The 19,117-nt window shown below is 63.5% G+C and carries 17 protein-coding genes and 1 tRNA gene; 11 read left to right on the forward strand and 7 right to left on the reverse strand.

Annotation, left to right across the window (positions count from 1 at the left end; genetic code table 11):
• The first annotated feature begins 22 nt into the window (after positions 1 to 22).
• Positions 23 to 814, forward strand: a complete 792-nt coding sequence (locus AC1D11_RS12040; RefSeq protein ID WP_477648345.1) for an IclR family transcriptional regulator — start codon at positions 23 to 25, stop codon at positions 812 to 814.
• A 116-nt stretch (positions 815 to 930) separates the two neighbouring features.
• On the opposite strand, the gene AC1D11_RS12045 is transcribed toward AC1D11_RS12040, so the two are convergent.
• Positions 931 to 1,152: a hypothetical protein gene (locus AC1D11_RS12045; protein ID WP_436156572.1), complete on the reverse strand. Its 222-nt coding sequence runs from the start codon at positions 1,150 to 1,152 to the stop codon at positions 931 to 933.
• A gap of 193 nt (positions 1,153 to 1,345) precedes the next feature.
• Here AC1D11_RS12045 and AC1D11_RS12050 point away from each other — a divergent pair, with 193 nt between their 5' ends.
• Positions 1,346 to 1,780 (forward strand): DUF1841 family protein, encoded by a 435-nt coding sequence (locus AC1D11_RS12050; protein WP_477648344.1) that lies wholly within the window; start codon positions 1,346 to 1,348, stop codon positions 1,778 to 1,780.
• A gap of 188 nt (positions 1,781 to 1,968) precedes the next feature.
• Here AC1D11_RS12050 and AC1D11_RS12055 read toward each other — a convergent pair whose 3' ends face one another.
• Positions 1,969 to 2,637 carry a c-type cytochrome gene (locus AC1D11_RS12055; protein WP_477648343.1) on the reverse strand — a complete coding sequence of 223 codons (669 nt, stop codon included), beginning with the start codon at positions 2,635 to 2,637 and terminating at the stop codon, positions 1,969 to 1,971.
• Between the two features lie 135 nt (positions 2,638 to 2,772).
• On the opposite strand from AC1D11_RS12055, the gene AC1D11_RS12060 reads away from it, so the two are divergent.
• The 9 genes from AC1D11_RS12060 (at position 2,773) to AC1D11_RS12100 (ending at position 14,194) form a co-directional block, all read left to right on the forward strand.
• Positions 2,773 to 3,627, forward strand: coding sequence for an AAA family ATPase (locus AC1D11_RS12060; protein WP_457282248.1), 855 nt, complete (start codon positions 2,773 to 2,775; stop codon positions 3,625 to 3,627).
• A gap of 106 nt (positions 3,628 to 3,733) precedes the next feature.
• Positions 3,734 to 3,952 carry a hypothetical protein gene (locus tag AC1D11_RS12065; RefSeq protein ID WP_457282249.1) on the forward strand — a complete coding sequence of 73 codons (219 nt, stop codon included), beginning with the start codon at positions 3,734 to 3,736 and terminating at the stop codon, positions 3,950 to 3,952.
• A gap of 27 nt (positions 3,953 to 3,979) precedes the next feature.
• On the forward strand, positions 3,980 to 4,759 hold the full coding sequence (locus tag AC1D11_RS12070; protein WP_477648342.1) for a hypothetical protein: 780 nt from the start codon (positions 3,980 to 3,982) through the stop codon (positions 4,757 to 4,759).
• Between the two features lie 28 nt (positions 4,760 to 4,787).
• Positions 4,788 to 5,375 (forward strand): GNAT family N-acetyltransferase, encoded by a 588-nt coding sequence (locus tag AC1D11_RS12075; protein ID WP_477648341.1) that lies wholly within the window; start codon positions 4,788 to 4,790, stop codon positions 5,373 to 5,375.
• 289 nt (positions 5,376 to 5,664) lie between these two features.
• The gene (locus AC1D11_RS12080) at positions 5,665 to 6,879 is read left to right on the forward strand and encodes a vWA domain-containing protein (protein ID WP_477651220.1); all 1,215 of its coding nucleotides are present in this window, start codon (positions 5,665 to 5,667) and stop codon (positions 6,877 to 6,879) included.
• 184 nt (positions 6,880 to 7,063) lie between these two features.
• Positions 7,064 to 8,917 (forward strand): autotransporter assembly complex protein TamA, encoded by a 1,854-nt coding sequence (locus AC1D11_RS12085; RefSeq protein ID WP_477648339.1) that lies wholly within the window; start codon positions 7,064 to 7,066, stop codon positions 8,915 to 8,917.
• Positions 8,917 to 12,903 carry a translocation/assembly module TamB domain-containing protein gene (locus tag AC1D11_RS12090; RefSeq protein WP_477651221.1) on the forward strand — a complete coding sequence of 1,329 codons (3,987 nt, stop codon included), beginning with the start codon at positions 8,917 to 8,919 and terminating at the stop codon, positions 12,901 to 12,903. Before AC1D11_RS12085 ends, AC1D11_RS12090 begins: the two co-directional genes overlap by 1 nt.
• Before the next feature lie 66 nt (positions 12,904 to 12,969).
• A tRNA-Arg gene (locus tag AC1D11_RS12095) sits at positions 12,970 to 13,044 on the forward strand.
• A 100-nt stretch (positions 13,045 to 13,144) separates the two neighbouring features.
• Positions 13,145 to 14,194 (forward strand): glycosyltransferase, encoded by a 1,050-nt coding sequence (locus tag AC1D11_RS12100; RefSeq protein WP_477648337.1) that lies wholly within the window; start codon positions 13,145 to 13,147, stop codon positions 14,192 to 14,194.
• 157 nt (positions 14,195 to 14,351) lie between these two features.
• On the opposite strand, the gene AC1D11_RS12105 is transcribed toward AC1D11_RS12100, so the two are convergent.
• Genes AC1D11_RS12105 through hutC form a run of 5 tightly spaced genes read right to left on the reverse strand, consistent with a single transcriptional unit; the run spans position 14,352 to position 19,059 of the window.
• Positions 14,352 to 15,761, reverse strand: coding sequence for a formimidoylglutamate deiminase (locus AC1D11_RS12105; RefSeq protein WP_477648336.1), 1,410 nt, complete (start codon positions 15,759 to 15,761; stop codon positions 14,352 to 14,354).
• Positions 15,751 to 16,557: an N-formylglutamate deformylase gene (hutG, locus tag AC1D11_RS12110; protein WP_477648335.1), complete on the reverse strand. Its 807-nt coding sequence runs from the start codon at positions 16,555 to 16,557 to the stop codon at positions 15,751 to 15,753. The genes AC1D11_RS12105 and hutG overlap by 11 nt, the downstream gene beginning before the upstream one ends.
• A complete protein-coding gene (gene hutI, locus AC1D11_RS12115; RefSeq protein ID WP_477648334.1) occupies positions 16,554 to 17,768 on the reverse strand; it encodes an imidazolonepropionase in 1,215 nt (404 codons plus the stop codon). The genes hutG and hutI overlap by 4 nt, the downstream gene beginning before the upstream one ends.
• Entirely contained in the window at positions 17,765 to 18,352 is a 588-nt protein-coding gene (locus AC1D11_RS12120; RefSeq protein ID WP_477648333.1) for a HutD/Ves family protein, read from the reverse strand. The genes hutI and AC1D11_RS12120 overlap by 4 nt, the downstream gene beginning before the upstream one ends.
• Positions 18,349 to 19,059 carry a histidine utilization repressor gene (gene hutC / locus AC1D11_RS12125; RefSeq protein WP_477648331.1) on the reverse strand — a complete coding sequence of 237 codons (711 nt, stop codon included), beginning with the start codon at positions 19,057 to 19,059 and terminating at the stop codon, positions 18,349 to 18,351. The genes AC1D11_RS12120 and hutC overlap by 4 nt, the downstream gene beginning before the upstream one ends.
• Positions 19,060 to 19,117 lie beyond the last annotated feature (58 nt).

Genomic DNA, 19,117 nt, shown 5'->3' on the forward strand with positions numbered 1-19,117 from the left:
ATTCTAGGAGATTTTGATCACCATGGCAAACGCCGCATCCACGCCCATTGCCGGTCCGAAGCCCGGAGACGCCTACGTCCAGTCGTTTGCGCGCGGGCTGGAGGTTATACGCTCGTTCAACACCGAAGCACCGCGGCAAACGCTGACCGAAGTGGCGGGACGCAGTGGCTTGAGCCGTGCGGGCGCCCGCCGCATTTTGCTGACGCTGGAGACGCTGGGCTACGTGCACAACGACGGCAAGCTGTTCAGCCTCACGCCGCGCATCCTGGACCTGGGCTTTGCCTATCTCTCCTCGATGCCGATCTGGAACCTGGCTGAGCCGGTGATGGAAGCGCTGGTTGCAGAGGTCAAGGAGTCGTGTTCGGCCGCGGCGCTGGACGGCACGGACATCGTCTACGTGCTGCGTGTGCCGACGCACAAGATCATGAGCATCAGCCTGGGCGTGGGCTCGCGCCTGCCGGCTTACTGCACGTCGATGGGGCGGATGCTGCTGTCGGCCCTGCCTGAGGCCGAAATCATGAAATGCCTGCAGGCCTCAGAGCTGACGGCGCGCACCAAGTACACCGTGACCGACATCAAGGAGCTGATGGCCAAGGTCGCGCAAGCCCGCAAGCAGGGGTGGTCGCTGGTGAATCAGGAGCTGGAGGAAGGTTTGGTGTCGATGGCGGCGCCCATCACCAACAGGGCTGGCCAAACAGTGGCGGCGCTCAATATCAGCGGCCAGGCCAACCGCACCAGCGCCAAAGCCATGCAGGAAACGATGCTGCCGCAACTGCTGGCGGCGGCACAGGCAATCTCGCGCATGTTGATCTAGACACACCCCCGTCCAAGCTCACTGCGTGTAGCTTGTTCCCCCCTCGAGGGGGCGGCGCCTGCGGCCCGGCAAAGCCGGTTCCGCGGCCCCTGCTGGTGTGAGACGGAGTGCGGTGGCTACGACTTTTTAAACCCAACGACGAGTACGACGGCGCCCAAGACGATTGCGCCCAGGCTGAGCCACTGGGGAATGTTGACCGACTCTTTTTCTTTCACGGTCAGCTGTATGGGGCCGAGCTTGGCGGCGGTCGTGTCTTTGGTGAAACTGAAGCCGCCGGTGAAGAAACCGGCCAGGCCCAAAACGATCAGGACAATGCCTGTGATACGTGCTGCGTTCATGTGAAATCTCCTCGCCGGGCTTGTGGATGGTTGTGGAATGGCCTTACCCCGGAACTGCGCCACCGTGCCTCGTAATGTAGGCAGGAGCAGGAAAACTGTCTGTAGGACGCAACCCGCGAGCGCTGTGGCCCAAGCGCTGATAAGTAAACCATCACGCCGGCAACGGGAACGGCCTGCGTGATAACCTTTCACCATGTTCACGCCCTCTCAAGCCGACGTACGCCGGTTTTTTTGCTCTGTTTATGCCAAAGCCCACGCCGGTCAACCGATGGAAGCTATCGAAACCATAGCAAGCCAGTGGATCGAAGAGCATCCCGAATACCATGCGGACTTTGCCGACGCCGACAGTGCGCTCGAAAAAATGTATGACGTGGAAGCGGGCAAGACCAACCCCTTTTTGCACCTGTCCATGCATTTGTCGATCAGCGAGCAATGCTCCATCGACCAGCCGCGCGGCATTCGCCAGGCCGTCGAGCTGCTGACGGCCAAACGCAACTCGCTGCACGATGCACACCACGAAACCATGGACTGCCTGGGGCAGATGGTCTGGGAAAGCCAACGAGCCGGACGCCCGCCCGACGGCGCGGCCTACATCGACTGCGTGCAGCGCAGGGCAACAAGAGACTAGCCCCCACGGTCGCTCACTTCGTGTGGCCTGCGGCCTTTCTCCCTGCCCCTTTCATCACGAAAGGGGGCCGACCGCCCTGCGGCCCGGCACAGCCGGATCCGCGGCTCATGCTGGTGAAAACGGGGAAGCCGAGATAAAAAAAAAGCCGCTGAGACAGCGGCTTTTTTATTGAGCGAAAAATTTCCGGATCAGCGGAATTTCTTCTGCGGAATGGTCTTCAGGTCACCGTCTACCGACGACAGGTAGTTGGCCAATTGCTTCAGCTCAACATTGGTGTACTGCTTGGCCATGCCGGACATGATGGCATTGCCGCGGCCAACCTTGGGGTTGTTTTCTGTCTTGTAGGCCTTGAGCGCCACGAACAGGTAGTCAGCATGCTGCCCACCAATCTTGGGATAGGCCGGATCAATCGGCTTGCTGAAGTTGGCGCCATGGCAAGACGCGCAGTTGGCCTTGTTCAACAGGGCCTGGACTTCCGCGCTTGGTTCTTTGGCCGGCTTGGCCGGCAGCTCTGCGGCGCCGGCCACCACACCGTCAGCACTGTAGTGCGCGGCGAGGTCGGCGATGTCCTGGTCGGTCAGCGAATCGGCAATGGCGCGCATGGTGGGATGTTTGCGGTCACCTTTTTTGTATTCGTTGAGCGCGGCGACGATGTATTTGGCGCCCTGGCCTGAAATCATCGGGACCTTATAAACCTCGGGGAAAGAGGCCTGGTAGCCCTTGATGCCATGGCAACCGATGCACATGGCATTCTTGGTTTCGCCGGCTTTGGCATCGCCCTTGATCTCCTGGGCAAGGCTTGCAACCGTCACGCAAGAGACAGTTACGGCGAATATCGTGGTGAACAGCTTATTCATTTTGCGCGCACAATCAGGTGGGAATTCATCGTATAAAACAACCTTGGATTATATCTGGGCCTGCCGTGGCCAGGCACCCCTTGCCGGCAACCCGTGCAAACGCCCTTTCAATTTTCACCTCCTCCCCCCAAGAACATGAAATTTCTAGGTTCCAAGAACTATGTCGCCACCCAGGACCTGATGCTGGCCGTGAATGCAGCCGCAGCCCTGAAAAAGCCGCTGCTCGTGAAGGGTGAGCCGGGCACCGGCAAGACCATGCTGGCCGAGGAAGTGGCCGAAGCGCTCAACTTGCCGCTGTTGCAATGGCACATCAAGTCCACCACCAAGGCGCAGCAGGGCCTGTACGAATACGACGCGGTGTCGCGCCTGCGCGACTCGCAATTGTCGACCGTGGACGGCGGCGAAAAGGTCAAGGACATCCACAACTACATCGTCAAGGGCGTGCTGTGGCAAGCTTTTACCTCGGAAACGCCGGTCGCGCTGCTGATTGACGAGATTGACAAAGCCGACATCGAGTTCCCGAACGACCTGCTGCGCGAAATTGACCGCATGGAGTTCTACGTGTACGAAACACGTGAGCTCATCAAGGCCAAGCACCGGCCGCTGGTGTTCATCACCTCCAACAACGAAAAAGAGCTGCCCGACGCATTTTTGCGCCGCTGCTTCTTCCACTACATCAAGTTCCCCGACGCCGACACCATGAAGCAGATCGTGGACGTGCATTTCCCCGACTTGAAGAAAGAGTTGCTGACTGCGGCCATGAAGACTTTTTACGACGTACGCAACCTGCCTGGCCTGAAGAAGAAACCGTCGACTTCCGAGTTGCTGGACTGGCTCAAACTGCTGGTCGCCGAAGACATCCCGCTGGACGCCCTGCAAAGCAAGGACGACAAGGTCGCCGTACCGCCGCTGGTGGGCGCGCTGCTCAAGAACGAGCAGGACGTGACCTTGTTCGAGAAACTGGTTTTCATGCAGCGCAACAATCGTTAAACAACATGTACATCACAGAACTAGCCCCCGCAGTTCTTGATGAGCTGGATCCAAAGACTCTGCAGCCAATCCGCAAAATTATTGTTGTCAGTTAGAGCTAACTCATATGAACCAAAAATCACTGTTGATCGAGGGTATTTCAGACGCGGTGGGCTTTGTCGGCGGTGCGCTCCTTGGTTTTTGGGCCGGCCATCTGCTCGGCTTCGATATTTTTGAAGCCGGCTACGGCAACAGCGCCATCGCCGGCATCGTGCTGGTGGGCTTGGGCGGCGGCGGCGGCTTGCAACTTGCACGGGCCTGGCGCCGCCGCAAGAAAGCCGATTGACCGCACACACCTGACTGGGATACGCCCATGCAACGCTCAACCGCCCCCTTCCACCGCGCAGCCCTGCACAGCAGTTGCCTGGCCGCATTGCTGGCCCTGACACTGCTCCCCGCCCCGTCATATGCCTTCTGGGGCCTCCTCGGCAAGGTGGGCTCCACTGCCGGCAAAGGCGCTGCCGGTGCGGCAGGTGCTGCGGGTAAAGGCGCCGCTGGCGCAGCGGGCGTGGCTGGCGCAGTTGAGGTAACGCAGGGCGCCAATGCGGCGGCGAAGGCAGCCAAAGCCGCCGGCGCGGCGGAGCTCGGCGCGGGCGACGTCGCTGCCGCAGCCGGTGCCGCCGAACGCAACGCGGCGACCGGCGCGATGAGTGCCGACGAACTGTCGCGCGCATCAGGCCTGGGCAAGGCCGTGCCCGACGACGTCGCCGCCATGCTGACGGCGCCGGGCCGAAAACTCAGCGATGTGCCTGACGCCGGTACACGCTCCTGGCTGTCGTTCCCGCGCAAGCAGCTGACGGCGACGGACGCCGACCTGATGGTCCACGACTACGTGAAGCTGCTGGAAGGCCGGCCCGCCGCCGGGCCGCCGCGTCTGCGCGCCAAGGCCTCGATCGAATCCGAGAAGGCTGCCGCCGCGCGGCCGGTGCCGCCGCACCGCCCTGTTGCAGACGTTCCCTGGCATGCCGTAGAGCTGCTGGTGCGCGCGGCCCATGCCGGCCACACCGGCGCCAGAAATGAACTGAACAAGCTGTGCCGGGACAATCCGCGCGGCCAGGCCGCCACAGCCTGCGCCACGCTGCGGTCCACGTGAACACGCTAAATATGAAAAGGATTGCCGGATGGCCTTCGTAGAACCCGTCACCCTCACGACGCGCGGCGTCAAGCTAGTTCCGCTCACGCTGGCACACGAAGCAGGCCTCAAGGCCGCAGCCGCCGACGGCGAACTCTGGAAGCTGCGCATCACCTCCGTGCCTGAACCTCATGAGACGCTCGACTATATTGAAACCGCGCTGGCGACGGGCAACCGTTTCGCTTTTGCCGTAACCGACGCGGCCACCGGCGAAGTGCTGGGCTCCACCAGCTACCACGACATCGTGCCCAGCCTCAAGCGCGTCGAGATTGGCTACACCTGGTACGCCGCGCGCTGCCAGCGCACTCATGTCAATACCACCTGCAAGCTGCTGATGCTGAGCCACGCCTTCGACACGCTGGACTGCAACGTGGTCGGCTGGCGCACCGACAACTTCAACTATGCGTCCCAGCGCGCCATCGAGCGCCTGGGAGCCCGCAAGGACGGCGTGCTGCGCGGCCATGCGCTGCGCCGCGACGGCACCATACGCGACACTGTGATGTACAGCCTGGCTGCCGGCGAATGGCCCGAGGTGAAAGCACAACTGCTGTACCTGCTCGACAAGCCAAGAGCCTGAGGCGCGCGCCCAGGGCCTGTTAACGCTATTTATGCAAATGCGAATGAGGTTAAAACGGCGCCAATCAAGGCGTGCGACGACGCCCAGACCGGGCGTCTGCGCTAGGAGCGCAACGCGGAGTGGCGCCGTTTTAACCTCATTCCCTCCGGGTTGCGATCAAAAAGGCCTTGCGCGGCGTTGCAAAGCCTTGACGGGGTCTACCCCGCCTGCGTTTTGCGCCTTGCTCAAGGCCTTTTTGAGTCGCAACGCATCTTGCATAAATAGCGTTAACAGGCCCTAGGAGTTTTCCATGCTGATCGATTTCTTCTACACCCTGCGTTCGGCCAAGTTACCGGTCTCCGTCAAGGAATACCTGATGCTGCTCGAGGCGCTACAGGTCGGCGTCGTCGGCCCAAACAGCGACAAGCTCGACGCCCATGACGGCGAAGGCGCATGGAAGATCGATGACTTCTATTACCTCAGCCGCACGGTGCTGGTGAAAGACGAGAAAAACTACGACAAGTTTGACCGCGCCTTTTCTGCCTACTTCAAGGGCGTGGAGATGCTGGCTGACTTCACCAAGGACATCCCGCTCGAATGGCTGCGCAAAAACCTCGAGCTGGAGCTCAGTCCCGAAGAGAAAGCCAAGATCGAAAAGATGGGCTGGGACGAACTCATGGAAACGCTCAAAAAACGTTTTGAAGAACAGAAGGAACGCCACGAAGGCGGCAGCAAATGGATAGGCACAGGCGGCACCTCGCCCTTTGGCGCCAACGGCTTCAACCCGCAAGGCATACGCATTGGCCAGGAAAAAAGCCGCAACAAGAGCGCAGTGAAAGTCTGGGACCAGCGCGCCTACAAGGACTACGACGACACGCAGGAGCTGGGCACGCGCAACATCAAGGTCGCGCTGCGCCGCCTGCGCAAGTTCGCGCGCCAGGGCAATGTGGAAGAGCTGGACCTGGACGACACCATACGCTCCACCGCGGCCAATGCCGGCTGGCTGGACATCAAGATGGTGCCCGAGCGCCACAACAACGTGAAGGTGCTGCTGCTGATGGACGTGGGCGGCACCATGGACGAGCACATCCACCGTGTTGAAGAAATGTTCTCGGCCGTCAAAGCCGAGTTCAAGCACCTGGAGTTTTATTACTTCCACAACTGCGTCTATGACTTCATGTGGAAGAACAACCGCCGCCGCTTCAGCGAGAAATTCCCGACCTGGGACATCATCCGCAAGTACAACAAGGACTACAAACTCATCTTCGTCGGCGACGCGACCATGAGCCCTTACGAAATCCTGCAGCCGGGCGGCAGTGTGGAATACAACAACGAAGAAGCCGGCGCCGAATGGATGCAGCGCCTGACCAACGCATTTCCCAAGTTCGCCTGGATCAACCCCGAGCCGCAGGGTGTCTGGCAATACCGCCAGAGCATCAGCGTGATCCAGCAACTGGTGAACCAGCGCATGTACCCCCTGACCATCAAGGGCCTCGAAGAGGCCATGCGAATGCTCTCGAAGTAGCGTTCGCCTCCTACGCCTGAGCGCTGGGGCGCTCAAGTAAACTGCCTTCGTGACCCATCCAAGTACCCATTGCGCACGGACGGCCACTCCGGCAGGATTGCCTACAAACGCCGGCTTCATCCCTGCTTTCGCCCTCTTTGCGATGCTCCTCGCGCCGCTGGCCGCCGCGCAAACAGCCGCGCCCATGAGCAGCACAACCACGCCACCGTCCGGCGTTACGCAGACCGCCCCCGCCCCGCCGCCGCCCCAAAAAGTCACGCCCGAACCCACCCCGCAAGGCGCCACAGGCCCCACCAGCGCCGAACCCGAGGTCACCGCCTTCGACATTGCCGTGCGCGCGCCGGGGACCGTCAAGGAACTGCTCGAAAGACACCTTGAGCTGCAGCGCTACCGCGCCGTGACCGACCTGGACGAGGCTGAGCTGGCCCGCCTGATCGTTCTGGCCGAGCGCAATGTGCGCAACCTGGTGGGCACGCTGGGCTACTTCAGCCCAACCATCACCATCACACGCGAAGGCGGTACTGCAGTGGGGTCGGGTCAGCGGCCGACCATTGTGGTAGCGGTGGAGCCGGGCCAGGCCACGAGGGTCGGGCCGGTGGCCATCGACTTTGCAGGCGATATTGCCGAATCCCCAGACCCCGATGCACAGGCCCAGCGCGCGGAAATCCAGCGTGACTGGCGTCTGCCCACGGGCCAACGCTTTACGCAGGACGCCTGGGACAGCGCCAAGACACAGGCCTTGCGCGACCTGGTAGCCCGCCGCTACCCGGCCGGCAAGCTGGCGGGCAGCCTGGCCGACGTGGACGCGCCGGAGCACAGCGTAGCCCTGAGCCTCAAGCTCGACTCCGGCCCCCTCTACCGCCTGGGCCCCATGCAGGTCACAGGTGTCGAGCGCTACGACCCGGTGCTGGTGCCGCGCCTGGCACGCCTCAATGCCGGCGCCGTGTACGACCAGAGGCAGCTGACCGAAGCGCAGCAGCGGCTGGCCTCCAGCGGTTATTTCGATTCGGCTTATATCTTTGTCGATCCCGAAAGCGACCCCCAGGCAGCACCCGTCCAGGTACAGGTGCGCGAAGCCAAACTGCAGAAGGTCATTCTGGGCGTGGGCGTTACCACCGACAGCGGGCCGCGTGCCTCGATTGAGCACACACACCTGCGAGTGCCGGGCACCAATTGGCGCGCCGTCACCAAACTGCAACTCGAAAAAAAATCCCCTTTCGCCCAGACCGAGTGGACATCGATTCCCGATGAGGCCAGCTGGCGCTGGGTGGCACTGGCGCGCAGCGAACGTGTCGACGACGACGAGCTCGTCACCCGCTCCGGGCGCCTACGCTTTGGCCGCACGCAGGCCGGCGAACGCATAGACCGCAACATCTATTTGCAATACGACAGGGCGAGCGTAAGCGGCAGCGGCCAGATCAACAGCTCCGCCGCCGACATCGGCGACGGCTCGGCCCTGACGGCCAACTACGTCTGGACCGGGCGTTACTTCGACAGTCTGCCTTTCCCAAACAAGGGCTACGGCCTGGGCTTTGAACTCGGCGCCGGCAGCACCATGGGGTCGCAGCACCTGCCTCTCACCCGTGCCGTGGGCCGTTGGCTCGGCATTGTGCCGCTGGAGCGGGGTCGCATTGCCATGCGCGCCGAGGGCGGCGCCGTGCTGGCAAAAGACTCAGCGCGCATTCCCGGTGCCCTGCTGTTCCGCACCGGTGGCGACACCACGGTGCGCGGCTACGGCTACCGCGACATCGGTATCAAACTGGACAACGGCGTGACTGGGCCGGGTCGCTACATGGCCGTGGGCAGCGTGGAATACCAGCGCCCCATGCTGCGCGACGGCCGGCCCAGCGAATGGGAGAACACTTTCTTCATCGACGCGGGCGCCGTGGCCGACAACCCCAAAGACATGAAACCCTCCGTCGGTGTCGGTACCGGCGTGCGCTGGAAAAGCCCTATCGGGCCGCTGCAGATTGACCTGGCCTATGGTGTGAAAGTCAAACAACTGCGCCTGCACGTCAGCGTGGGATTTGTTTTCTGATGGACGCGCCTGATACCCCCGTCACGCCCGTTGCCGTGCCCAAACCGGCACGCCCGCCACGTCTTTGGCTGCGCGCCATTGCATGGGCCACCGGCAGCGTGGTGGTGCTGGCCATAGCCGCCACGACAGGCGCCTGGTGGTGGGCCGGCACCGACGGCTCGCTGGCCACCGCGCTGGCCTGGATAGCCCGAACCCAGCCACTCAGCGCCGAACGCGTCATGGGTTCGCTGCGCGAAGGCGGCCATATCGACCAGTTGGTGTGGGAACAGGATGGCCTGCGCGTGGATGTAAGGGACATCACCCTGGCCTGGCAGCCCTGGTCCTTGCTGCACGGCACGCTTGAGGTCAACCGGCTGGCCGCGGCCAGCGTGCAGGTGAACGACCAGCGCCCGCCTTCAACAACACCGTCGGTGCCGCCCTCAGCGCTGGGCTTGCCGCTGCCGGTGGTGCTTGACGGGTTTTCAATCGGACAGTTTCAATGGACGGGCGGCGCGGCGTTTTCAGCCTCCGCCATCACGGGCAACTACGCGTTCAAGGGCATAGACCACCAGCTGGAATTGCTGAGCGCGCAGGTAGCGCACGGCCGCTACAACGGGCGCGCGACCTTGTCGTCACACCACCCCTTGAAGCTTGATGCCAGCCTGGCAGGCGCGCTGGACACGCAGATTCCCGGCACCAAAGCGCCCGTGCCGCTGGCTTTCAAAGCCACGGCCCGCGGCCCTCTCACCGAACTGCTGGTGAAGGCCGAGCTGCAAATGAGCGCGCAGCCTTCCGCCACATCACCCCCCAAAAAACAGCGGCAACCGCAGGCAACCGCCACAGCACGCGTGATGCCCTGGGCCGCCCAACCCCTGCCGCAAGCTGATGCGAATTTTCGCGACTTGGACGTAGCGGCCTTCTGGCCCGAAGGCCCACAAACCTTGCTGACGGGCAGCGCCAACGTGCGGCCTGCACCCTCTGCAAGTTCACCGGCAAGCGCTTCACCAACATCCGCCTGGCAATTGCAACTGCAACTGGCCAACGCCCTGCCCGGACCCTGGGACCAGCACAAGCTGCCCCTGGATCGGCTGGAAACTCAAGGCGAATGGCGCAGCGGCACAGCCATGGTGCGCACGCTCAAGGCTCAGCTGGGCGGCGGCGAGTTGCTGGCCAGCGGCGAGTGGGCTGATGCGCCCGCCACATCCCCTGCAGCATCCGCCTGGAAGCTGCAAGCGACGCTCCAACACGTCAACCCGGCTCTCTTGCACAGTCAGCTGGCGCCGCTGCCGCTGGACGGCAAAGCCGGCATCCGCAGCCAGGGCGCGGCCATAGGCTTCGACGCGAACTTGCAGGCAGCACGCAGCGACGCTAGCGCCCGGAGCAATCCGCTGGGCCAGCTGCGCCTGCGCGATGTCAGCGCCACCGGCAGCTGGAATGCCGAACAGGCCGGCGGCACGCTGGCGTTGTCGGCCCTGCGCATCCGCACCGACGACGCCGAGCTGACAGGCCAACTCGAAGCCCAACCCGGCGCAAAAGGCGGCAAGGGAAAACTCACACTGACAGCCCCCGGACTGGACGCTCAACTGCAAGGGGAACTGCGGAAAACCAGCGGCAAAGGCGACCTGAGCCTGCGCGGCCGCGACATGGCGCAAGCCCTGCGCTGGCTGCAAAAACTCCCCGGCCTGCCCGCATCATTGAAGAGCGCATCAGCGAGCGGCAACGCTGAGCTGCAAGCCAGCTGGCAAGGTGGCTGGCAAGATCCGGCCTTGCAGGCACGGCTGGACCTACCGTCGCTTGACTGGCGCATGGCAACGCCTGCGCCCGCCGCTGCGACAACTTCCAGCACAGCGGGAACAGCACCAGTCGCTAACGCAGAGGCCCTGAAAATCCGCGCCTTCCAGGCCACACTCTCCGGCCGCCTGAGCCAGGCACAGCTGGCCACGCAAGGCCGCATGGAAGCAGGCCAGCGCCGCTACACCCTGCAGCTGGCAGCAGAAGGCGGGCGGCTCAACACCGGTGCCGTGCTGAACGCCCCGCTCGTTGAATCCGCATGGCAAGGCCTGGTCAAGCAGCTCAGCGTGAGCGTGGAAGACCCCACGCTGGGCAAGGGCGCCTGGCAGCTCAAGACCCGCAGCACCGTGCCGCTCAAGTGGACGCCTGTGCGCAATGGTGGCCTGTTTGAAAGCGGCGCGGGAGAAGCCCTTCTGGTCGCGCCGCCTTCGGGCGCATCCACCAGTGCACCTTCGCAGGCCACGCTGGCGTGGCAGCCGGTTCGCTGGCGGCCGGGCCGTGAGATCATCACCGCCGGCAAGCTCAGCGGCCTGCCGCTGGCCTGGATAGAACTGCTGGCCGGCCCGCAAATGGCGGGCGCAGGCCTGGGCGGCACTCTGCTGCTGGATGGCGACTGGGACGCCACGCTGGGTGACACGCTGCGCCTGAAAGCCAGCCTCGCTCGCAGCAGCGGCGACATCACCGTGCAAGCCGAAACCGTGCAAGGCGTGTCGACGCGCGTGGCAGCCGGCGTCAAGGAAGCGCGCCTCTCGCTGGTCAGCGAAGGCGAAGCGCTCACGCTGGCCCTGCGCTGGGACAGCGAACGCGCGGGCACGGCAGACGGCCAACTCCGCACACGGCTGGCCCGCGCGCCCGCCACGGCCGGCGGTGGCTGGCTCTGGCCGGCCGATGCACCGCTGGCCGGCCAGTTGCGCGCGCAGCTGCCGCGCATTGGTGTGTGGTCAGTGTTGGCGCCGCCGGGCTGGCGGCTGCGCGGCTCGCTGGGCGCTGACGTCGCCATCAGCGGTACCCGCGCCGCGCCGCAACTGGCCGGCGACCTGCAGGCCAATGACCTGGCGCTGCGTTCGGTGGTGGACGGCATCGAGTTCGGCAACGGCCGCTTGCGCGCCAAACTCGACGGCACACGCATGCGCATCAACGAATTCACGCTGCAGGGCGCGGGCGACAAAGGCACAGGCGGCGTCATCAACGCCCAAGGCGAAGCCGGCTGGGTGGAAGGCAAGCCGCAGGTGCAGCTCACGGCCAGGCTCGAACGCCTGCGTGCCAGCATACGTACCGACCGGCAACTGACGGTCTCGGGCGAGGTGCAAGCCGGCCTCAAGGGACAACAGACTGAACTCACCGGCAAGCTGGTGGTCGACCAGGCCCGCATCATCCTGCCCGACGAAGGCACACCGCAACTTGGCGACGACGTGGTGGTGCGCACCACCCGCGGCGCGGCGGCCGGCCAAAAGGCGCCCGCGCAGACCAGCGACGAAATCGCCGACCGCGACGCTCGCCCCGTCAAACTGGCAGTGGAGCTCGACCTGGGCCGCGACTTCCGCATCCAGGGCAAGGGCATAGACACGCGGGTGCGCGGCGTACTGGCCCTGAGCGGTGAAACGCTGCGCGAGCCCCGGCTCAACGGCACCATCAACACGGCAGGCGGCCAGTACCGCGCCTACGGCCAGCGCCTGGATGTGGAGCAAGGCATGCTGCGCTTTACCGGCGCCATCGACAACCCTTCACTCGACATCCTGGCGATCCGCCCCAACCTCACGCAGCGCGTCGGCGTGCAAATTACCGGCACCGCCCTGCTGCCGCGCGTGCGCCTGTACGCGCAACCCGAGCTGCCCGACGCCGAAAAACTCTCGTGGCTGGTGGTGGGCCGCTCGTCGGCTTCGGGTGGCGCCGAAGCCGCGCTGCTGCAGCAGGCCGCCCTGGCCCTGCTGGGCAGCAAGGGCGGCGGCATGTCAGGCGGCCTGGCCGCCTCGCTAGGGCTGGACGAGTTGTCGTACCGCGGCGCCTCCAGCAACACCGACGGCACCACCACCGAAGGCGCCGTTACCCTGGGCAAGCGCTTTTCGCGCAATTTCTATGCAGCCTATGAGCGGACCGTGACTGGCGCCTTGGGCACGCTCTACGTGTTCTACGACCTCTCGCAACGCTTCACGGTGCGCGCCCAGGCCGGCCAGCAAAGTGCGGTGGATTTGATCTTCACGGTGCCTTACGACTGAAGCGCCGGCGCGTATGCAGAAGCGGCGTTCGTCACCGAATACAATTGCAGCTTCTCCAAGAGAAGTGCCGCCATAGTTCAATGGATAGAACGAGTGCCTCCTAAGCGCTAGATACAGGTTCGATTCCTGTTGGTGGTACCAGACTCATTACATCTCCAGGGCATCCACCGCATCTCGGGGTGCGCCGGGAGGCGTTGATTTCCCGCCCTGCCTTGTCGAGCCGCTCTTAGAACACTAAAAAATGTCCGGTGAGTTTCAACATATCCTGTTGCTGGATACCAAGAAAAACCGGTTGAACGCCGGACCCAAGGCACGGCTGGACACAGCGCATTTCCTGCGGCAGAGCGGTTTTTCCATTCAGAACATCCCGGGCAGCCGATCCAAATACTGGCGCCGGTTGATCGCGTTTTTCCTGTCATACGCCAGGCTGCGGTTTCAGAAAACCGATGTGCTGTGGTGCCAGTTTCCGCCCGAGTTGCCGACTCGCGCAGTGCTGGAAAAAGCCCGGCGGAAAAACATCCCCACCGTCGCATTCATTCACGACCTGGAAGGGCTCCGAATGGACCCACCCCGTCTTGATCTCGTTGAAAAAGAAGCCAACGAGCTCAGGCAGTTCACGCATGTTCTGAGCCTCAATGACACCGTCAGCGAACTCTTGAGACGCTACGGGCTGGAGCCCGCCGCTACCCTGAACTGTTGGGATTATTTTTGCCCGGAACCGGAAGCCGGCGCCGTTGACGCTCGTGCGCCCGATCTGCAGACCTTTCATAAACGGTTGGTGTATGCAGGCAACCTGTCCGCCGGCAAATCGGGTTTTATCTACCGGCTGGGTGAACTTGCCGGCCTGGACTTCGAGCTTTACGGCGCCGGCCTGGACACCGGCTTCGGCGTCCAGGAAAACATACAGTACCGGGGCACCTTTTCTCCGGACTACCCGCCGTTCCAGGCTAACGGGGCGTTCGGCCTGGTCTGGGATGGGGCCACGCTTGATGGATGTTCGGGTGACTACGGGGCCTACCTGAAATTCAATACACCTCACAAGGCCTCCCTGTACCTCAGCCAGGGTCTACCGGTAGTGGTGTGGCGACACGCCTGCATTGCGCCGCTGATAGACGCCCATGGCGCAGGTATTCTGGTCTCGTCGCTTCATGAGCTGGAAGAGGTGTTCGCTGGCCTCAACCAGGCCGACTACGAAAGACTGGGCAAGGGTGCGGAGGAACTGGGCCGGAAAATCCGGGCTGGCCACTTCATCAAAACTGCCGCCGCCCAGGTTCTGACGGCATTCAGCTGAGCAGCTTCCCTCTACGCGACGGTGCGGTGGACATACACCTGAGCCCGGTATTAGTTTGCTATATTTTTAATAGCTGCTTGCGCCCTACTACAAAGGCCCCAAGAGGTTTTTCTCATATATTCGGTGAAATTCCTCAACGCCGGGACCAGCGGGTGCTCTAGCTGCGCCAGAGGTCCTGCATGGTGCGGCGAAAACGCTCCCCTGGCCGACCCGCTCCTGACCCGGCGGCCTTGTATTCCCCGGTGACGGCCATACCCGCCACATACACCTCGGTAAAAGCGACGTTGGGGCTCGAAAACACCAGCGCATCCAGCAGGTGATCAACCGGCACACCCAGCAGCGCGGGCGAGTCGGTGTCCAGCATCACAAAATCCGCCCGATGGCCGGGCGCCAAGCCGCCCTGCGTCTCGCCAGCAGCGGTGAAACCTCCCGCCAGCGCAGATTCAAACAAGCCGGCGGCGCTGCTCTCCTGGCCCAGGATGCGTGCTGCGATGTTGCGCTGGCGCAGGGTGAGGCGCTGTGAATATTCGAGCAGGCGCAGCTCTTCGGGCCAGCTGCGGGTGACGTGGCTGTCTGAGCCTATGGACCATTTGCCGCCGGCGGCCGCGTAGGCCGGCAAATCAAACACGCCGTCGCCCAGATTTGCTTCAGTTGCGGGGCAAATCACGATGGAGGCGCCTGTGCCCTGCACGCCTTGCAACTCGGCAGGCGTGGCATGGGTGGCGTGGACCAGGTTCCAGCGGGAATCGACGTCGGCGTTGGTGAGCAGCCATTCAATCGGGCGCTGGCCGGTGTGCTCCAGGCAGTCATCGACTTCCTGCGTCTGCTCAGCGATATGGATATGCACCGGCAGGCCGGCTGCTTTGGCTGCGCCTGTGAGCTCATGCAGCGCAGCCGGGCTGGCGGCGCGCAATGAATGCACGGCCACACCGGTATTGATGCGCGCGTCGCCCTTTGTCTGGCGCTGGATGTCTTCCACCATGCGCATGACGCTCTCTGGCGTGGACGAAAACCGGCGCTGGTCTTCCCGCAAACCCCCGGCCTTGAAGCCCGAACGCATGTAGAGCGTGGGCAGCAAGGTCAGGCCAATGCCGGTGCGTTGCGCAGCGCGCACCAGGGCCAGCGACATTTCTATCGGGTTGGCATAGGGGGCGCCGCTGATGTCGTTATGCAGGTAATGGAAGTCACAGACCTGGGTATAGCCGCCGGCCAGCAGCTCGGCATAGAGCTGGCTTGCAATCGCTTCGAGCTGCTCGGGCGTGATGCGGTTGGCCGCGGTGTACATGCGGTCGCGCCAGCTCCAGAAATCGTCGGATGCGTGGGCGCCCGCGCTGCGCCGCTCCGTCAGGCCCGCCATCGCGCGCTGAAAGGCATGGCTGTGCGCATTGACCAAACCAGGCAGGACCGGGCCAGGCAGACGCGTGGCGCCTTCCTGCTGCTGCGCCGTGGCCCCGGGCTCCACGCTTTGCCAGGTGCCGTTGCCGGCGACCGTCAGCAGTACGTCTCTGGACCACGCACCTTTCACCCAGGCCGCTTCGGCGAAAAAAGTCTTTGCTTCATTTTTCATAGCTGCTCGCGCACGCCAGAAGGGCGCTGGAGACCATTTTCTCTAACAAAGGCTGAACCTGAGAGGCCAGCGTCTCGTCATACGCATAGGGCGGCGCTTCCTGCATGTAAAGACTCTGGCACATCTCCAGTTGCACGGCGTGCACATCGTTGGCCGGCTGACCGTAGTGGCGCGTGATGTAGCCGCCCTTGAAGCGGCCATTGACGGCGGTGGTTATGTGGGGTGCAGTAGCGCAGGCTTGCACCACCGCGGCGGTGATGGCGTCATTCGCGCTCGCGCCACTGGCTGTACCGATGTTGAGGTCGGGCAGCTTGCCTTCAAACAGCCAGGGGATTTGCGAACGGATGCTGTGCGCGTCCCACAGCAGCGCAAAACCATGCTGCGCCTTGAGGCGCGCGAGCTCACCGGCCAGCGCTGAATGGTAGGGCTGCCAGCAGGCCTCTTGGCGCCGTGCGCGCTCTTCAGGCGCGGGCTCGTAGCCCGGCTTGTAGAGCGGCTCGCCGCTGAAAAACCGGGTGGGGCACAGCTCGGTGTTCGATGCGCCTGGATACATGGGCGCATCGTCAGGCGGGCGATTCAGGTCGATCACGTAGCGCGAATAACGCGGCCGCAACACGCTGGCGCCCATCGCCGGCAAAAAGCTGTACAGCAGGTGCAGGTGCCAGTCGGTGTCTTCGACACGGAGGGCTTCGTCGGTGTAGCCACCTTTCAGCTCAGCCGGAATTTCGGTGCCGATGTGCGGCATGCTGACCAGTAGCGGCACAGTGCCTTTATGCAAGGTAAAAACTTCACTCATGCGATCTGTCCCTTGAAAACTGTTTGAAGGTGCGGGTTCGCGCCAAAGGCGTAGCTCAGCTCCGCCGGCCGCTCAACGCCCCACAGCACAAAATCAGCCCGCATGCCGGCGGCCAGCACGCCCCGGTCGCGCAGACCTAGCGCAGCGGCGGCATGGCGTGTGACGCCGGCCAGCGCTTCTTCAGGCGTCAGGCGGAACAGCGTGCACGCCATGTTGAGCATCAGCAGCAAAGAGGTGCAGGGCGAGCTGCCCGGATTGCAGTCGGTGGAGATCGCCATCGGCACGCCGTGTTCGCGCAGCAGCGCCACCGGCGGCAGTTTGGTCTCACGCAGGAAATAGAACGCGCCAGGCAACAGCACGGCCACCGAACCTGCCGCCGCCATGGCCTGCGCTCCCTCGGCCGACAACCATTCGAGATGGTCGCAACTGAGCGCACCATAACGCGCCGCCAGCTGCGCACCGCCACTGTCGCTGAGCTGCTCGGCATGCAGCTTGACCGGAATGCCCAAGGCCTTGGCCGCAGCGAAGACACGCTCGGTCTGCGCGGTGCTGAAGGCGATGCGCTCGCAAAAGGCATCGACCGCATCCACCAGGCCTTCAGCGTGCAACACCGGCAGCATCTCCAGCACGGCATCGACATACGCATCGGTGCGGCCGGAAAATTCGGCCGGCACGGCATGCGCGCCCAAAAAGGTGGTGCGAATGTCGACCGCATGGGTTTGGCCCAGCGCGCGGGCCACCGAGAGTGTCTTGCGTTCATGCTCCAGCGCCAAGCCATAGCCGGATTTGATCTCCAGTGTGGTCACGCCTTCCGCGATCAGGCGCTGCAGCCTGGCTGCGCTCTGCACCTGCAGTTGCTGAGCGCTGGCGGAGCGTGTGGCTTTGACGGTAGAGGCGATGCCGCCGCCGGCGCGGGCAATCTCCTCATAGGTCGCGCCGTTCAAGCGCAACTCAAATTCATGGGCGCGGTCGCCGCCATAAACGAGGTGCGTGTGGCAATCAATAAGGCCGGGTGTGATCAATGCACCGCCCGCGTCGTGTTGCGTGTTGCAGCGAGCCAGAAGATCTGCGGGTACATCGGCACGCGGGCCAACCCACGCAAGGGATTCGCCGTCCGCCACCAATGCAGCGTCTTCTATCAACCCATAGGGCTGCGCGGCGCCGGCTTGCAGCGTGGCCACGCGGCAGTTTGTCCAGAGTTTCAGGCTCATGAGGGGATCTCCATCCAGAGGGCACCCTGTGCGGCGACGCGCACTGCCGCGCTAACTGTCACCGCGCGCCAGGCAAGGCTGGCAGGCTCCAGCCGCAAAACTTCTTCATCAAATAGCACGGTTGCGCCCGAGTTATGGGCGTAAACAGCTATCGTTTTAATAGCATGCAGGGTTTCGGAAAAACGCCCCTCTACACGAACCATCCGCGAAGGTTCGCTGCCCCGGCGCACCATCAGGTTGAAATCGCGCGTCTTGCCGTCAATCAATTCACAGCCTGTGGCGGCAGCGCCGTCAAAGCACAAGGGCGCATCGCCGGCGGTCACGCGGTGGGGCACACCCGCCACGTCCAGCTGCACGCCCGCGCCTTCAAGCACCGCGAACCAGCGCTCGATGCCCTCGAACTTCGAGAATGGCCCGCTCTTGTCCACATCGGCCACCGACATGCGCCAGACCCAGTCACCCGCATCGGGCCACATGGCCAGCTCGCGCGTCACACCGCCGCCATTTCGCCACGGCGTCGCCGCAATGTCGGCCAGCCGCACAACATTCCAGCCGGAGTCGTCCGCCGAGGTCATGGAAGTCATGCCTGAAACTTCCCCGCAAAGCTGTAACGCGAGCCCGGGTACACCAGACGCGCCACACTGGCGATGTTGCTGCCGCTCACGGTGCGCCGCATCATGGCGAGGCACGCCTCTGCGGGCTTGATGTCCAGGTGTTTGGCCTCCAGCGCCGAGGGCAGGCAGGCCTCGATGGAATAGCTGGCCTCGGTGAGCGGCGCCTGCTCCAGCAAATGGTGGGTGGGCGTGGTCTGGGTGAAGTCGGTCTTCAAATAATCCGGCGCCGCCGCCGGGTTCACATAGCGGTCTTCATACTGGATGGGCACGCCGTTTTCCAGGTGAATCAATATGGTGTGAAACACCCGCCCGCCCGGCCGCAAGCCAAGGGTACGCGCCAGATCGGCGCTGGCTTTTTCAGATTCTGCGAGCAGCACGCGCGAGGTGTGCACGTGCCCCCGTTCCACCACTTCCTCATGAATGTCACGAATGGTGAGTGTGGAAGAAATGCGGTGCAACTCCGCCACAAAAGTACCGGAGCCCTGGATGCGCGTGACCATGCCCTCGCCCATCAACTCGCGCAGCGCCCTGTTCACCGTCATGCGGCTGACGCCGAACTGCTCCATCAGCACGGCTTCGCTGGGCACCGGGTCGCCGGGCTTCCAGGTGCCGGCGCTGATGCGTTTTTTGATGAATGCCTTGACCTGACCGTAGGCAGGCAGTGGTGTGGTGGCCATGGTTCAGCGCAGTGTCCGCGTGTGTAAGAAAAAAACATTGTCACCGCAAATTTTGCCC

This window comes from Polaromonas sp. P1_E11 (assembly GCF_056405995.1).

What these genes read in the sequence shown, in the direction of transcription:
- AC1D11_RS12040 (WP_477648345.1), top strand. Translation starts at nt 23, where the DNA reads ATGGCAAACGCCGCATCCACGCCCATTGCCGGTCCGAAGCCCGGAGAC.
- AC1D11_RS12045 (WP_436156572.1), bottom strand. Translation starts at nt 1,152, where the DNA reads ATGAACGCAGCACGTATCACAGGCATTGTCCTGATCGTTTTGGGCCTG.
- AC1D11_RS12050 (WP_477648344.1), top strand. Translation starts at nt 1,346, where the DNA reads ATGTTCACGCCCTCTCAAGCCGACGTACGCCGGTTTTTTTGCTCTGTT.
- AC1D11_RS12055 (WP_477648343.1), bottom strand. Translation starts at nt 2,637, where the DNA reads ATGAATAAGCTGTTCACCACGATATTCGCCGTAACTGTCTCTTGCGTG.
- AC1D11_RS12060 (WP_457282248.1), top strand. Translation starts at nt 2,773, where the DNA reads ATGAAATTTCTAGGTTCCAAGAACTATGTCGCCACCCAGGACCTGATG.
- AC1D11_RS12065 (WP_457282249.1), top strand. Translation starts at nt 3,734, where the DNA reads ATGAACCAAAAATCACTGTTGATCGAGGGTATTTCAGACGCGGTGGGC.
- AC1D11_RS12070 (WP_477648342.1), top strand. Translation starts at nt 3,980, where the DNA reads ATGCAACGCTCAACCGCCCCCTTCCACCGCGCAGCCCTGCACAGCAGT.
- AC1D11_RS12075 (WP_477648341.1), top strand. Translation starts at nt 4,788, where the DNA reads ATGGCCTTCGTAGAACCCGTCACCCTCACGACGCGCGGCGTCAAGCTA.
- AC1D11_RS12080 (WP_477651220.1), top strand. Translation starts at nt 5,665, where the DNA reads ATGCTGATCGATTTCTTCTACACCCTGCGTTCGGCCAAGTTACCGGTC.
- AC1D11_RS12085 (WP_477648339.1), top strand. Translation starts at nt 7,064, where the DNA reads ATGAGCAGCACAACCACGCCACCGTCCGGCGTTACGCAGACCGCCCCC.
- AC1D11_RS12090 (WP_477651221.1), top strand. Translation starts at nt 8,917, where the DNA reads ATGGACGCGCCTGATACCCCCGTCACGCCCGTTGCCGTGCCCAAACCG.
- AC1D11_RS12100 (WP_477648337.1), top strand. Translation starts at nt 13,145, where the DNA reads ATGTCCGGTGAGTTTCAACATATCCTGTTGCTGGATACCAAGAAAAAC.
- AC1D11_RS12105 (WP_477648336.1), bottom strand. Translation starts at nt 15,761, where the DNA reads ATGAAAAATGAAGCAAAGACTTTTTTCGCCGAAGCGGCCTGGGTGAAA.
- hutG (WP_477648335.1), bottom strand. Translation starts at nt 16,557, where the DNA reads ATGAGTGAAGTTTTTACCTTGCATAAAGGCACTGTGCCGCTACTGGTC.
- hutI (WP_477648334.1), bottom strand. Translation starts at nt 17,768, where the DNA reads ATGAGCCTGAAACTCTGGACAAACTGCCGCGTGGCCACGCTGCAAGCC.
- AC1D11_RS12120 (WP_477648333.1), bottom strand. Translation starts at nt 18,352, where the DNA reads ATGACTTCCATGACCTCGGCGGACGACTCCGGCTGGAATGTTGTGCGG.
- hutC (WP_477648331.1), bottom strand. Translation starts at nt 19,059, where the DNA reads ATGGCCACCACACCACTGCCTGCCTACGGTCAGGTCAAGGCATTCATC.